This is a genomic window from Conexibacter sp. JCM 18997 (assembly GCF_055391915.1).
This window is the reverse complement of sequence record NZ_AP043885.1, coordinates 2,449,003-2,462,492: the sequence shown is the minus strand read 5'-3', so window position 1 is coordinate 2,462,492 and position 13,490 is coordinate 2,449,003. Positions and strand designations below refer to the sequence as shown.

The following is a 13,490-nucleotide window of genomic DNA, read 5'->3' as shown; positions in this document are numbered from 1 at the left end:
CGCAGTCGTAGCCCTAAGCACCTCCGCGTTTCGCCAAGCACCACACCCCAGAGGGGGAACATCGATGGCAACCGGAACCGTGAAGTGGTTCAACGACGACAAGGGCTTTGGCTTCATCACGCCCGACGATCCGGGCAAGGACCTGTTCGTCCACCACTCCGCCATTCAGGCCACCGGCTTCAAGTCGCTGGCTGAGGGCGCGAAGGTGCGCTACGACGCCGAGGAGGGCCCCAAGGGTCCCGCCGCGGCCAACGTCGAGCAGCTCTAGGTCCAGCATCGCTACGAGCACACGGAGGCGCGGCGCCGCCGCCCTCCGTGTCGCTGGGCCTGCCCAGATCCCCGAACAGAACGGACGCGCCTATGGCCTCGAAGGGTAAGAAGAAGACCACGATGGCCAAGCTGCAGCGGGAGAGCCGCCTGCGGGAAAAGCGCCAGGACAAGCAAGCACGCCGGGCCGCTCGCAAGGTCGAGCCCGCGCAGATCGAGCACGCCGCCTACGCGGCCGAGGTCGATCTCCCGTCAGACGACGCGATGAACCACTACGCCGCGTGTCCCTGCGGCTGGAACAGCGAGTTCCTGCCGACCCGCGATGACGCCGAGGCGTACGCGGTTCACCACCAGCTCGAGGCCGCGGCCTAGGAGCTGGCCGGCGCGGACATCGTCCGCGCCTCGTTGATCGCTGCGGCCAAGGTCGAGCGCAGCAGCCGGCCGACATCCTCGGCCGGCAGGCGCCCGCCCCGGGCGTCGAGCAGCACCGTCTCCGAGAACGCGATGAAGCCACGGATCGCCGTGCGCACCATCGGCGTCGCCGGCGCGTCGTTGTTGGCCGCGATCGTGTCGACGATCTGGTCCACGTACGTGCGCACCACCGCGCGCACCTCGGGATCGGAGCTGGCCCGCGCGCGCTGCAGGGTCAGCCACGCGTCGCTCGGCGTCAGCGCGTGCCCGAGCGCGTGCGCGGTGTTGGCCGACAGCCGTTGGTCGATGGGGATCGTCGGATCGGTCTCCCAGCCCTCGGTCAGCTCGCGCCCCGCGCGCCGGGCCGCGGCCAGGACCAGATCCGGCCGGCCCCGGGGGAAGTAGTGGTAGAGCAGGTTGCGGGTCACCCCCGACGCCTCGCCGACCGCCTCCATCAGGCGGCCGTCGGCCCCGTGCCGGGCGATGGCGGTCATCGCCGCTCGCTCGAGCTGCTCACGTCGCGCCTCGCGCGACATGCGCTTGGGGATGGCGCGCGGCTGGGTCACCGGCCACAGGCTAACCACTATTGACGAAACGTCCAACTTGACAATCTGTAAATAGGTCGTAGGGTCGCGGCAATGTCCCTTCTCGCCCTGCGGGCCGGCCTGTGCGCGGCGGCACTGCTCGCCGTGAGCACGGCGAGCGCGGCCGCCGCCCCGATCCCCGACATCGCGCCGACGACGCTGCCGACCTTCTCCGGTTCGGCCGCGGCCGCCCAGGCCTTCCCGGCCACGGTCGCGCCGCAGAACCCGTCGATGGCCACGGGCTCCAACAGCAGCATCCACAACGACACGTGGATGACCGACGCCTATCCGAACCGGCGCGGCCCGCTGGGGGCCGCCCTGCGGCCGACCTCGCTGGCCCTGCCACCCGCGCTGTGCGGCTCGCTGACCTTCGACTCCGCCGGGCGCGTCGTGACCGTCTGCGCCGGCACCGTCAGCCCGGCGACGGCGCGCGTGATCGACCCGGTGACGATGGAGCCGCTGGCCAGCTACCGCTTCCCGGGCGGCGCCAACGCGCCCGGCCCCGGCGCCTTCCAGAACTTCACCGGTGGCGGGTACTTCTTCCTCGACGACCACGACCGCATGTGGAGCGTGACGAAGACCAGCCACCTGCTCGTGCTGGCCGAGCGCGACAACGGCCGCAAGCTGGTCAAGGTCAAGGACTACGACCTCAGCGGCCAGCTGCGCGACGACGAGCGCATCACCTCCGCGCTGCCCGACTTCCGCGGGAACATCTGGTTCGTCTCCAAGCAGGCCGGCCTGATCGGCGTGCTGAACCCCAAGACGGGCAAGATCGGCTCGATTCGCATCGACGAGGAGATCGAGAACTCGTTCTCGATCGGGGCCGACGCGACCTACATCGTCTCCGACAAGCGCCAGTACCGCTTCTCGCTGCGCGACGGCAAGCCGCACGTCGACTGGAGCGTCGTCTACGACAACAGCGGGATCGTCAAGCCCAGCCAGCTCAACGCCGGCTCGGGCACCACGCCGACGCTGATGACCGGCGGCTACGTGGCCATCACCGACAACGCCGACCCGATGAACGTGGTGGTCTACCGCACGGCCAAGAAGCTGAAGGCCGGCCAGCCACGCACCGTGTGCGAGGTGCCGGTGTTCGGCCGGGGCGGGAGCGCGACGGAGAACTCGCTGATCGGCTCGGGGCGCTCGCTGTTCGTCGAGAACAACTACGGCTACCAGGACCCGTTCTTCAGCCCGACCAAGGGCGCGGCCACCACCCCGGGCTTCGCGCGCGTCGACGTCCGGGCCGACGGCTCGGGCTGCGACCTGGTGTGGACGAACACCGACGTGCAGGCGCCGACGGTGGTGCCCAAGCTGTCGGCCGTGACCGGCCTGATCTACACCTACGAGCGCCTGCCCGCGCCCGACGGCGAGCAGCCCTGGTACTGGACGGCGATCGACGCGCAGACCGGCAGGACCGCATGGCGCCAGTACGCCGGCAGCGGCCTGGTCTTCAACAACAACTACGCGGGCATCGCGCTCGCGCCCGACGGCAGCGCCCTGCTGGGCGTGATCGGGGGCCTGCTGAAGCTGAGCGACGGGACGTAGCGCGCCGCTACGCCGCGGTGTCGAGCTCGGCCAGCCGGTTCCACTCGGCCTTCTCGTCGCGCCAGCCCTCTTCGGTGCGCGTGCGCTTCCAGTAGCCCGAGACCGACAGCGCCTCCTTGGGCAGGCCACGGTCCACGAGCAGGTGCTTGCGCACCGAGCGCACGGCCTCGGCCTCGCCGTGGACGAAGGCGTGGACGGCCCCGGTCGGGAACTCCAGGGCGCGCACGGCGTCGACCAGCGCGTCGGTGTCGGCGCCGCCGGTGTGCACCCATTGCACGCGCAGCGCACCGGGCGTGGTCAGCTCGAGCTCGTCGTCCGGGCCCTCGACCTCGAGGATCACGTGCACCGGCACGCCGGTGCCGATCCGGGCCAGCGACGCGGAGATCGCGGGGATCACCGACAGGTCGCCGACCAGCAGGTGCCAATCGGCCTGCGGGTCCGGCGTGTAGGCGCCGCCGGGGCCGGCCAGCTGCAGGACGTCGCCGGGCTGGGCGTTGGCCGCCCACGGGCCCGCCACGCCGATGTCGCCGTGGACGACGAAGTCGATCGTCAGGGCGTTGGCGGCCGGATCCCAGTCGCGCACGGTGTAGGTGCGGGTGCGCGGCCACTGCTCGCGGGGCAGCGTGGCGCGGATCTCCTCGACGTCGAACGGGGCGGCGTACGGCGCGCCCGCCGGGGGCAGCTGGAGCTTGACGTAGTGGTCGGTGTACGCGCCGGCGCCGAACCCCTCGAGCTCGTCGCCCGCGACCACCACGCGGACCAGGTGGGGGGTCAGCTGCTCGACGCTCTGGACGGGCGCATGGATGGTGCGCCGGGCGGGGCGCTCGCTGGTCGTAGCCACGCAGGGAACCCTACCGAGGCGGTCGTTTTCCGAGAGGAAAATTGAGCACAAAATCTGTCTGGTCATTCGGTACAGTGCCGCCCCAACGGAGATCTGGGCTCGGTCCGCCGGGTCCCGCAAGGAGGAACAGGGCAGCATGAGGACGGTGCACGTGGAGCCAGGATCGCGCGAGTCGATCACGGCTGTGCTGCTGGAGATCGAGTGCCTGCTGGCCGAGGGCAAGAGCGTCTCGGTGAGCATCGCCCAGGATGGCGAATGGCTCGCTCCGCTCGAGGTGGCCGAGCGCCTGGGCTGCAGCCGTCAGCAGGTCGAATGGCTGATCCGGACCGAGGAGCTGGAGGCCTACCTGCTCGGGGACGGCCACTGCTGGCAGGTGGCGCTGGACTCGGTGATCGACCTCGAGGCGCGACGCGAGAGCTCGCGGCGGCGGATCGAGTCGCTGCAGGACTGCGCCGCCAGCCTGCGCGTCGTGGGTTAGCCCGTCCCGCTCAGCAGCGCCCGGATCCAGTCGTCGGCCTCGTCGAGCGGCATGCGCGCCGCGGCGGCGGGGCTGATGCCCCGGTCGCGCCAGTACGCGCCGAGCTCGTTGGCCACCAGGTAGCCGCACTGGCCGACGCCGGCCACATCGCCGTCGCGGCCCCAGGCGGGGAAGAACACGCGCCGAAAGCACGCCTCGTCGTGCTCGTCCAGCAGCTCCAGCAGCGCGGCATGGACCGCGGCGCGGCGCGAGGGGTAGGCGTCCAGGACGCCGTGGTCGAGCACGATCTGCTCGTCGAGCGTCGCGGCCGGGACGAGCTCGCGGGCCACCGTGATGGCCAGCGCCTCCAGCTGGACGCCGCCGCTGACGCTCCAGTTGGGCAGCGGCGTCGGCAGCAGCTGCAGGTGGGCGAGGTGGGCCAGCTCGTGGGCGCCGAGCACGGCGCACCCGGCCTGCGTGGCCGGGAGCCGCTCGACCGCGAAGTAGGCCCGCGGGTGATGGCTCTGGTCGTCCACCCAGGCCAGCGCGCGATCCCAGCCCAGCATCGTCACCGCGTGCAGGCAGCTGTCGGGCGGCAGATCGAGCAGCCGACCGACGCGGCGACAGGTGGCCTGGAGATCCAGCGCGGCGATCCGCTGGGCGATGGTCGGGGCGGCCTGCACGACCCGCGCGCCGAGGTGCGCGGCGGTCTGATCAGCCGGCGGCGGACCGCACGCCTTCTCGTACTCCTCGATCACATCGGCGTGGCGGGTCGCGTAGTGCGTCCAGGCATCGGCCGGTTCAACACCCTCCGCCAGCGCACCGAGCAGCGTCTGCTCGGTCGCTTCCACACGTACCGCGAACGCCATCGGCGGCGAAACCTATCGAGAAACGCCGACCGATCACACTTCGCACGTCCGACACCGCGAACGCGCCATGACGGGCTCGTGCGTGGTGTCGAGCGTGTGCAGATCGACCCGGTGGGCGACCCCGACGGTGCCCGCGTCGCCGCTGACCAGGAAACGCAGCGCGTCGTGCACGGCCAGCGCCGCGCCGGCGGCGCTCGCCGGGCCCGAGCTGGCGTGCTGGCGGGCCAGTCGCTGGGCGCCCTCGATCTCGCCGTAGAGCGGGTACAGCTCGCGCTGGCGCGCCTCGACGCAGGCGTAGCACCCGGTGCGGCCGGGCACGTACAGCGGGCCGACGCGGATCAGCGGCGGCTGCTGGCTGATGGTCAGAAACGGGACACCGGCGGCGAAGCAGCCCTCGTTGACCCAGCGGTTGGCCAGCATCGGCGGGTCGTCGATGCTGTCGATGACCAGGTCGCAGCCGCGGACCAGCTCGGCCACCGTCTCGGCGCTGTCGACGCGGCGGGCCACCGCCTCGAAGCGGACGTCGGGGTTCAGGCGCGAGAGCGCCGCTTCGGCGGCCGCCGCCTTGGGGCGCCCGACGTCGGACGCGCCGAAGAGCACCTGCCGGTTGAGGTTGCTGGCCTCGACGTGATCGTGATCGACGCCGACCAGCGTGCCCACGCCGGCGCTGGCCAGGCCGAGCGCGGCCCAGCTCCCGAAGCCGCCCAGGCCCAGCAGGCCCACGCGCGCGCCGAGCAGCCGCCGCTGGGCGAGCGCCGGGTCGTCCTCGGCGTCGCGGCCGAGCAGCACGAGCTGGCGCTCGGCGCGTCGGATCGCCGCGGGCGGGAGGGCATCGAGGCTGGCCGCGTCGAACAGCAGGCCGATCTCGGCCAGCTCGTCCAGCGCGGTGGCGACGTCCGCCGGGTCGAAGCGCTCGGCCTCCAGGGTGTCGATCAGCGCCTCGCGCGACCGGTGGCCGTCGAGCAGCGGCAGCAGCGCGCGCAGCAGGTCGACGTGCTCCTCGATCACCAGGTCGTCCTCGCCGGCGCCGCACATCAGCCAGACGGCGTCGTCGGTGGCGCGGGCCTCGATCGTGTTCTTCAGCGTCGGGCGCTGGAGGGCGACGGCGACGGTCATCGCGCGCCCCCGGCGTCCGGGCGACGGGCGCGGCCACGTGTGGCCGCGCCCCGCGGGGTCACCCGGTCTTGAACACGGACAGCATGTCGACCGTCTTCTTCTCCAGCTTGCGGGGCTTCAGCATCGGGCACCTCCTCTCTGGGGTGTCGGGTTGACGAGATCTGGGCGAAGTACAGGTGCTTGAACGCCGCGTCCGACGCCGGGCCCACGCGGCCCTCGTTGTCGCAACCGCGCACGGCGGCGACCCGCAGCCCGGCGGCCGCTAGCGCGCGGTGCAGCTCGCGCTCCCCGATCGCGCGCTGGCGATGCACGGCCGTGGCGGTGGGGCGGCCCGGCGGATGCGTCTCGAGCACCGCGCTGTAGCGGTCCTCGACGTGCTCCAACGGCCGCCAGTCGAAGCGGGCGCGCGCGGTGGTGCGCTCGCGCGGGGTCAGGAAGCCGCTGGCGTAGACGTGCGCCGGGGTGAGGTCGAAGGCGAACACGCCCTCGGGGGCCAGGCGCGCGGCGATGGCCCGGAAGGTGCGCAGCAGCTCGGCCTCGTGCGGGATGCAGTTGATCACGTCGTTGAGGGCGATCACCAGGTCGAAGCGGCCGCCGGGCGCGTCGCCGGCCAGCGCGCAGGTCGTGCGCACGCGGCGCGGGCTGCGTCGCCGGGCCTGGGCGAGCATCGGGGCGACCGGCTCGCAGCCCGTGACCAGGTACCCGCGCTCCAGCAGCGGGGCGAAGCTGCGACCGGTGCCGCATCCGACGTCCAGCAGGCGGACGCCGCGCACGCCCAGACCCCGCGCCACGGCCTCGATCGACAGCACCCAGTGGCGGTAGCCGGGGTGCGCCACGAACTCGTCGTAGAGCGGCGCGAGCGCTTCGTAGCCGTCGTGTGCGGCGCGGCTCGGTGAGACGGTCATGTACAGGAGAGGCGGTTAAGCGCTAAACCGTTTCATGCGATTTACACCGGAAGCATGGAACTGGGACGTGGCGCGCCGCCGTTGTCTGCGCGAGGCGCGACGTCACGCGCGCTCGGAATCGGACGCTCAGGACGCCGTCCAGGCGGCGATGCTGGCGGCCTGGCGGGCCCGCGACAACTGCCAGACGCCGCACGATCCGCTCCCATGGATGCTGGCGATCACGCGTCGTGAGGCCTGGCGAACCCGTCCCGAGGGCGTCGAGGTCCAGCTGGACGAATGGGCAGACGGCGAGCGCGCCACGTTGGACGAGGTCGAACGCATCGCCGAGCGCCTCGACCTACGGGCCGCAATCGCCGAGCTGGACGGGGCAGAACGCGAGTTGCTGCGCTTGAGATATGTCGAGGATCTCGCACAGCCCGCTGTGGCCCAGCGGTTGGGAATCCCCGAGGGAACAGCTAAGGTGAAGCTTCACCGCGTCCGCAGCCACCTGCGGGCCGTACTGACTCCAGCATGACCACGCGAACCACATCCAAGCCCCGCGGCCGTGATTCCGCCGCCAATGCCAACCTCGTCAAGGCGCTGTCGCACCCGTTGCGCTGGCAGATCCTCAACATGCTCAACGAGGGCACCAGCACGCCGGCGGGCATCGCCCGCCGCATCGGCGTGCGCACCGAGAACGTGAGCTATCACGTCCGGGTGCTCTCCGAGCTGGGGATCATCGAGCTCGTCGGCACGACGCCCGTGCGCGGTGCGCTCGAGCATCACTACCGGGCCACGCAGCGCGCGTTCGTCACCGACGCCGAGGCGGCCGAGATGCCGCCGGAGGTGCGCCGCGACGCCGTCCAGACGATCGTGCGCGACACGATCGAGGATCTCGTGCGGGTCGGCGCCAGCGATCAGACCTACCAGCGCAGCGACGTGCACTTCACGCGCACCCCGCTGCACCTGGACGAGGAGGGCTACGCCGAGGTGGCCGACCTGATGGCCGGCGTGCTCGACCGGGTCCTGGAGATCCAGGCCGAGAGCATGGCGCGCATGGGCGAGGACTCAGGCGACGAGGTTCGCACCGACGTCGTCCTGATGCACTTCCCGTACACGCCGCCGGCCGTCTGAGCGCACGACCAGCAGGCGCGCGACCCCGCGCAGGTCGGCCAGGGCCGTCGGCACGATGTCGACGCGCGAGTCCGGGTCGTCGATCCAGTCGACCGGCACCTCGTGGATGCGCAGGCCGCGGCGCTGGGCCAGCACGAGCAGCTCCGTGTCGAAGAACCAGGCGTCGTCGCGCACGTCGTCCAGCAGCGAGCGGACGGCGTCCCGGCGGATCGCCTTGAAGCCGCACTGGGCGTCGCTGAAGCGCGCGCGCAGCACGAGGTGCAGGATCCGGTTGTAGGCGCGCGAGATCAGCTCGCGCTTGGGGCCGCGCACGACGCGCGAGCCGGCAGCCAGCCGCGATCCGATGGCCAGGTCGCTGTGGCCCGAGAGCAGGGGCGCGACGAGCGGCAGCAGGGCCCGCAGGTCGGTGGACAGGTCGACGTCCATGTAGCAGGCGACGTCGGCGTCGCTGTCCGACCAGGCGGTGCGCAGGGCCAGACCGCGGCCCTTGCGCTCCAGGCGCAGCGACTGGACGTTGACGAGCGACGAGGCCAGCGCGTTGGCGATCTCCGGCGTGGCGTCGGTCGAGGCGTTGTCGGCGATGACGATGCGCCAGGTGAACGGGAAGCCGTCCGACAGGAAGCGGTGCAGGCGCAGGATCGACCCCGCGAGCGCGCCCTCCTCGTTGTAGACGGGGACGACGATGTCGATCTGGGGTCGTGCCAGGCCCGGGAGCCGATCGCCCCGGGCCGGCGGAAGAAGGGCGAGTTCGGTCATGGGGCCAGCATCGGCCCCGGCCGTTACAGCGACGTACGAGCTCGCTGAGAGGAGGCTGAGAGCGCGACCGTGAAGGCCGCGCCGCCGTCCGGCGCGTCGGCGGCGGACACGCGCCCGCCGTGGGCGGCGACGATCGCCGCGACGATGGCCAGCCCCAGCCCGGCGCCTGCGCGGCCGCGCTCGCGCCCGGCCTCGCTGCGCCAGAAGCGCTCGAACAGCGCGTCGGGGTTGTCGCCGGTCGGCAGCCCCGGACCGTGGTCGCGCACCACGAGCGAGACGCGGCCGCTCTCCTGGCCGACGAACACCTCGATCGGCGTGCCCGCGGGCGTGTGCACGAGCGCGTTGCGCAGCAGGTTGGCCAGCACCTGGCGCAGCTGGTGCGCGTCGCCGCGGACGAACGCCTCGCCGTCGGCGTGCAGCGTCACCTCGCGGTCGGGTGCGGTGGCGCGCGCGTCGGCCACGGCGTCGGCCGCCAGCCGCGTCAGGTCCAGATCCACGTGCGGCGCCTCGGCCACCTCGTCCAGGCGGGCCAGCGTCAGCAGGTCCTCGACGAGCACGCCCATGCGGGCGGCCTCGTCCTCGACGCGGCTCATCGCGCGCTCGGTCTCCGCGTCGTCGCGCAGCGCGCCCATCCGATACAGCTCGGCGTACCCGCGGATCGAGGCCAGCGGCGTGCGCAGCTCGTGCGAGGCGTCGGCCAGGAACTGGCGCAGGCGGTCCTCGCTGGCCTGGCGCTGGGCGAAGGCCTGCTCGAGGCGTTCGAGCATCGCGTTGAGCGCCATGCCCAGCCGACCGACCTCGGTGCGCGGATCGACGGTGTCCACGCGCGCGGACAGGTCGCCGCCGGCGATCGCGTTGGCGGTGTGGCCCATGCGGTCCAGCGGCAGCAGCCCGACGCGCACGACCACCCAGGCGATCGCGGCCAGGAGCAGCAGGACGGCGGCGATGACGGTGCCCTCGACGACGAGCAGCCGGCTGAGCGCCTGGTCCTCGTCGGCCAGCGGGATCGCCACGATGAACAGGTTGCCGTTGGGCTCCTGGGTGGCCAGCACGCGGTAGCGCGGGCCGCTGCCGCCGGTCGCGTCGACCGTGAACAGCTTGCCCGCGGCGATCGTGTCGGGCAGATCGGGTGTGGCGCTGACGTCGGAGCCGTAGCCGAGCGTGATCGAGTCCTTCACGTCGCCGTCGGCGTCGCGCACCTCGCCGTAGGTGCCGGGCGCCGGGCCGGAGGAGTCGTCCGGGCGGCCGCCGGGCGGCAGGCCCGCGCCGGTGCCGATGCCCGGAGGGCCGCCCGGCATGCCCGGACGGCGGGCCGGGCTCTGGCCACCCAGCGCACGCGCGACGACCTCCTGGGAGGACCGCAGCTGCTGGTCGACGCGGTCGTAGAGGAAGTTGCGCTGCTCGGCGTAGGTGATCGCGCCCGCGGTCAGCAGCCCGATCGCCGTGAGCGCGAGCAGGATGGCCAGCAGCCGCGCGCGGAGGGAGCGCACTAGGTCCGGGGTCGCCGCAGCGCGTAGCCGACGCCGCGCACCGTGTGGATCAGCGGGGCGCCGTGCGCGTCGAGCTTCTTGCGCAGGTAGCTGACGTAGGTCTCCAGCACGCGGGCGTCGCCGCCGAAGTCGTAGTCCCACACGTGCTCGAGCAGCTGCGCGCGGGTGAGCACGCGCCGCGGGTTGAGCATCAGGTAGCGCAGCAGGCGGTACTCGGTGGCGGTCAGGTCGATCGGCACGCCGGCGCGGGTGACCTCGTGGGCATCGTCATCGAGCTCGAGATCCTCGAACACGAGGCGGCTGGAGTCGGCCTCGGCCTGGCCGGTGCGGCGCAGGATCGTGCGGATCCGGGCCACGAGCTCCTCGAGGCTGAACGGCTTGGTCACGTAGTCGTCGCCGCCGATCGACAGCCCGCGGACCTTGTCGTCGGTCGCGTCGCGGGCGGTCAGGAAGACGATCGGCACGCGGGCGCGGTCGGCGCCCAGGCGCCGGGCGACGTCGAAGCCCTCCATGTCGGGCAGCATCACGTCCAGGACGATGATGTGCGGGTTGAAGTTGCTGACCTGGCTGAGCGCTTCCGCGCCGGTGCCGGCCGACGCGACCTCGAAGCCCTGGTAGCGCAGGGCCATCGAGACGACGTCGACGATGTTTGGCTCGTCGTCGACGACGAGCACGCGATGGGACGAGTCGGCGCTCATGGGAGCCATGGTGATGCCCCAACCTTGGAGGTTCCTGAGAGGGGTTGCCAGTCCGATGCGAGAGAATGTGGCGATGGTCCCCAGCGTCCGCGAGATTCTCGCCACCCGGGGTGGCGAGGAGATGGCGCTCAACGATGCCCACCTCAACCCGCAGTTGGGGCGGATCGTGCGCACGCTGGGGTTCGACAAGCCGTGGGTGCGCGGCGAGGGCGCCTACCTGATCGACGCCGACGGCGACCGCTACCTGGACCTGCTGTGCGGCTACGGCGTGTTCGCCGTCGGGCGCAACCATCCCGACGTGATCGCCGCGCTGCGCGACACGATGCAGGCGTCCACGCCGAACCTGCCGCAGCTCGGCGTGACGCTGCTGCAGGGCGTGCTGGCCGAGGAGCTGCTGGCCCGCGCGCCCGACTCGCTGGACGCGATGGTCGCGGCCAACAGCGGGGCGGAGGCGATCGAGGGCGCGATCAAGCTGTCGCGCGCCGCCACCGGCCGCCCGCGCGTGCTGTTCGCCGAGCACGGCTTCCACGGGCTGACGCTGGGCGCGCTGTCGCTCAACGGGAACGCCGAGTTCCGCGACGGCTTCGGACCGCTGCTGCCCGGCTGTGAGGCGGTGCCGTTCGGCGCCCTGGAGGCGCTGGAGGCCGAGCTGGCCCGCGGCGACGTGGCCGCCTTCATCGTCGAACCGGTCCAGGGCAAGGGCGTCAACCTGCCGCCCGACGGCTACCTGCCCGCCGCGCAGGCGGCCTGCCGCGCCGCGGGCACGCTGTTCTGCGTCGACGAGGTGCAGACCGGCATCGGCCGCACCGGCCGGTTCCTGGCGCTGGAGCACTGGGGCCTGCAACCCGATCTGGTCACGGTGGCCAAGGCGCTGTCGGGCGGGTTCGTCCCGATCGGCGCGGTGCTGTGCTCGCGCGCGGTCATGGACGCGGTCTTCGACGGCATGGAGCGCGGCGTGCGCCACGGCTCGACCTTCGGCAACAACGACCTGGCCGCGGCCGCCGGGCTGGCCACGCTGCGCGTGCTCGAGCAGGAAGGGCTGGTCGCGCACGCGGCGCGGATGGGCGACCTCCTGCTGGAGCTGACGACGCCGCTCGTCGATCGCTACGAGATCGTCCGCGACGTGCGCGGGCTGGGGCTGCTGTGGGCGATCGAGCTGCACGAGCCGGCGGGCGGCGCCGGACGCTCGATCTTCCGGGCGGTGGAGCGCCGCCAGCCGGGCCTGTACGCGCAGGTCCTGACCGTGCCCCTGTTCCACGAGCACCGCGTGCTCTGCCAGGTGGCCGGCCACGGGATGAACGTCGTCAAGGCGCTGCCCTCGCTGGTCGTCGGCGAGGCCGACGTGCGCGCGTTCGCGGCGGCGCTGGAGGAGGTCGTCGCGGCGGCCGAGCACGTGCCCAGCGCGCTGGCCTCGTTCGGGTGGCGGCTGGCCCGCCGGGCGGTGGGGGCACACCGGTGAGGGCGTTGGTCACGGGCGCGGGCGGCTTCATCGGGGCGCACGTGGTGGCGGCGCTGGCCGCCGGGGGCGCGGAGGTGCGCGCGCTCGACCGCGAGCCGCCCGCGGCGGTCCCCGATGGCGTGGAGCCGGTGGCCGCGGACATCCTCGACCACGCGGCGCTGCGCGCCGCGATGGACGGCTGCGACGCCGTCTTCCACCTGGCCGCCGTCTACTCGTTCGCCCGTTCGGACGCCGTCGCCATGGAGACGGTCAACGTCGCCGGCACGCGCGCGGTGCTGGACGCCGCGGCGCGGGCGCCCAGCGTGCGCCGGGTCGTGCACACGAGCTCGTGCGCGACCTGCGGCCCGGCGGCCGGTCGCCCGGCCACCGAGGACGACGGCCCGCCGGCCTGGGAGCTCGACGTGCCCTACAAGCGCACGAAGGTCGCGGGCGAGCGGCTGGCGCTGGCCGCCGCCGCGGACGGCCTGGACGTGGTGGTCGTCAACCCGACGACGCCGGTCGGGCCCGGCGACCGGCGCCCGACGCCGACGGGGAAGATGATCGCCGACGTGGTGGCCGGGCGGGCCGGCGCCTACCTGCGCGGCAGCGCGCTGAACGTCGTGGCCGTCGAGGACGTCGCCGCCGGCCATCTGCGCGCGCACGAGCGCGGGCGCAGCGGCCGGCGCTACCTGCTGGGCGGGGAGAACCTCTCGATGCGCGCGCTGTTCGGCGAGGTCGCGCGGGTGGCCGGACGTCGCCCGCCGCGGGTCGGGCTGCCCTGGCGTGGCGTGCTGGCCGCCGCGCACGTCGCCCGCGCGGTCAACGCACCGCTGGGCCGCGAGCCGCAGCTGCTGGTGCTCGACGAGGTGCGGCTCGCGCGGCTGCCGATGACCTTCGACGATCGGCGGGCGCGCGCGGAGCTCGGGCACGTCTCACGTCCGGCCGCCGAGGCGCTGGCCGCGGCCGCACTTGCCAATACACCGGAATCTGGGTAGAAAAT

General features: G+C 72.9%; 15 protein-coding genes and 1 pseudogene. 8 read left to right on the top strand and 8 right to left on the bottom strand.

The window, feature by feature from the left end:
- The first annotated feature begins 64 nt into the window (after window positions 1-64).
- Together ACZ5UI_RS12455 and ACZ5UI_RS12450 are read left to right on the top strand one after the other, a co-directional pair.
- On the top strand, window positions 65-268 hold the full coding sequence (locus tag ACZ5UI_RS12455; RefSeq protein ID WP_464197506.1) for a cold-shock protein: 204 nt from the start codon (window positions 65-67) through the stop codon (window positions 266-268).
- A 92-nt stretch (window positions 269-360) separates the two neighbouring features.
- Window positions 361-639 (top strand): hypothetical protein, encoded by a 279-nt coding sequence (locus ACZ5UI_RS12450; protein ID WP_464197505.1) that lies wholly within the window; start codon window positions 361-363, stop codon window positions 637-639.
- Here ACZ5UI_RS12450 and ACZ5UI_RS12445 read toward each other — a convergent pair.
- Window positions 636-1,244 (bottom strand): TetR family transcriptional regulator, encoded by a 609-nt coding sequence (locus tag ACZ5UI_RS12445; protein ID WP_464197504.1) that lies wholly within the window; start codon window positions 1,242-1,244, stop codon window positions 636-638. The two genes, ACZ5UI_RS12450 and ACZ5UI_RS12445, sit on opposite strands and share 4 nt — an antisense overlap.
- A gap of 72 nt (window positions 1,245-1,316) precedes the next feature.
- Here ACZ5UI_RS12445 and ACZ5UI_RS12440 point away from each other — a divergent pair, with 72 nt between their 5' ends.
- Window positions 1,317-2,807, top strand: a complete 1,491-nt coding sequence (locus ACZ5UI_RS12440; RefSeq protein WP_464197503.1) for a hypothetical protein — start codon at window positions 1,317-1,319, stop codon at window positions 2,805-2,807.
- A 7-nt stretch (window positions 2,808-2,814) separates the two neighbouring features.
- Here the strand turns inward: ACZ5UI_RS12440 and ACZ5UI_RS12435 are convergent, their stop codons facing one another.
- Window positions 2,815-3,648 carry a siderophore-interacting protein gene (locus tag ACZ5UI_RS12435; RefSeq protein WP_464197502.1) on the bottom strand — a complete coding sequence of 278 codons (834 nt, stop codon included), beginning with the start codon at window positions 3,646-3,648 and terminating at the stop codon, window positions 2,815-2,817.
- A 136-nt stretch (window positions 3,649-3,784) separates the two neighbouring features.
- On the opposite strand from ACZ5UI_RS12435, the gene ACZ5UI_RS12430 reads away from it, so the two are divergent.
- Entirely contained in the window at window positions 3,785-4,126 is a 342-nt protein-coding gene (locus ACZ5UI_RS12430; RefSeq protein ID WP_464197501.1) for a hypothetical protein, read from the top strand.
- Here ACZ5UI_RS12430 and ACZ5UI_RS12425 read toward each other — a convergent pair.
- The 3 genes from ACZ5UI_RS12425 to ACZ5UI_RS12415 are packed head-to-tail and all read right to left on the bottom strand — an operon-like array spanning window position 4,123 to window position 6,995.
- The gene (locus ACZ5UI_RS12425) at window positions 4,123-4,974 is read right to left on the bottom strand and encodes a hypothetical protein (protein WP_464197500.1); all 852 of its coding nucleotides are present in this window, start codon (window positions 4,972-4,974) and stop codon (window positions 4,123-4,125) included. The genes ACZ5UI_RS12430 and ACZ5UI_RS12425 overlap by 4 nt on opposite strands.
- Before the next feature lie 33 nt (window positions 4,975-5,007).
- Window positions 5,008-6,090, bottom strand: a complete 1,083-nt coding sequence (locus ACZ5UI_RS12420) for a TOMM precursor leader peptide-binding protein (protein WP_464197499.1) — start codon at window positions 6,088-6,090, stop codon at window positions 5,008-5,010.
- Entirely contained in the window at window positions 6,087-6,995 is a 909-nt protein-coding gene (locus ACZ5UI_RS12415; protein ID WP_464197498.1) for a class I SAM-dependent DNA methyltransferase, read from the bottom strand. The genes ACZ5UI_RS12420 and ACZ5UI_RS12415 overlap by 4 nt, the downstream gene beginning before the upstream one ends.
- Window positions 6,996-7,062: 67 nt before the next feature.
- Between ACZ5UI_RS12415 and ACZ5UI_RS12410 the strand changes: the two genes are divergently transcribed.
- Together ACZ5UI_RS12410 and ACZ5UI_RS12405 are read left to right on the top strand one after the other, a co-directional pair.
- Complete coding sequence (locus ACZ5UI_RS12410; protein ID WP_464197497.1) at window positions 7,063-7,509, top strand: RNA polymerase sigma factor; 447 nt, start codon at window positions 7,063-7,065, stop codon at window positions 7,507-7,509.
- A complete protein-coding gene (locus ACZ5UI_RS12405; RefSeq protein ID WP_464197496.1) occupies window positions 7,506-8,108 on the top strand; it encodes a helix-turn-helix domain-containing protein in 603 nt (200 codons plus the stop codon). The genes ACZ5UI_RS12410 and ACZ5UI_RS12405 overlap by 4 nt, the downstream gene beginning before the upstream one ends.
- 6 nt (window positions 8,109-8,114) lie before the next feature.
- On the opposite strand, the pseudogene ACZ5UI_RS12400 reads toward ACZ5UI_RS12405, so the two are convergent.
- From ACZ5UI_RS12400 to ACZ5UI_RS12390, 3 genes and pseudogenes are all read right to left on the bottom strand, one after another.
- Window positions 8,115-8,864 (bottom strand): annotated as a pseudogene (locus ACZ5UI_RS12400) (dolichyl-phosphate beta-glucosyltransferase); the annotation flags it as partial.
- A gap of 23 nt (window positions 8,865-8,887) precedes the next feature.
- Entirely contained in the window at window positions 8,888-10,354 is a 1,467-nt protein-coding gene (locus ACZ5UI_RS12395; protein WP_464197495.1) for a sensor histidine kinase, read from the bottom strand.
- Window positions 10,354-11,061 carry a response regulator transcription factor gene (locus ACZ5UI_RS12390; RefSeq protein WP_464197494.1) on the bottom strand — a complete coding sequence of 236 codons (708 nt, stop codon included), beginning with the start codon at window positions 11,059-11,061 and terminating at the stop codon, window positions 10,354-10,356. Before ACZ5UI_RS12390 ends, ACZ5UI_RS12395 begins: the two co-directional genes overlap by 1 nt.
- 64 nt (window positions 11,062-11,125) lie before the next feature.
- Between ACZ5UI_RS12390 and ACZ5UI_RS12385 the strand changes: the two genes are divergently transcribed.
- Complete coding sequence (locus ACZ5UI_RS12385; protein ID WP_464197493.1) at window positions 11,126-12,511, top strand: aspartate aminotransferase family protein; 1,386 nt, start codon at window positions 11,126-11,128, stop codon at window positions 12,509-12,511.
- On the top strand, window positions 12,508-13,485 hold the full coding sequence (locus ACZ5UI_RS12380; RefSeq protein WP_464197492.1) for an NAD-dependent epimerase/dehydratase family protein: 978 nt from the start codon (window positions 12,508-12,510) through the stop codon (window positions 13,483-13,485). The genes ACZ5UI_RS12385 and ACZ5UI_RS12380 overlap by 4 nt, the downstream gene beginning before the upstream one ends.
- Window positions 13,486-13,490 lie beyond the last annotated feature (5 nt).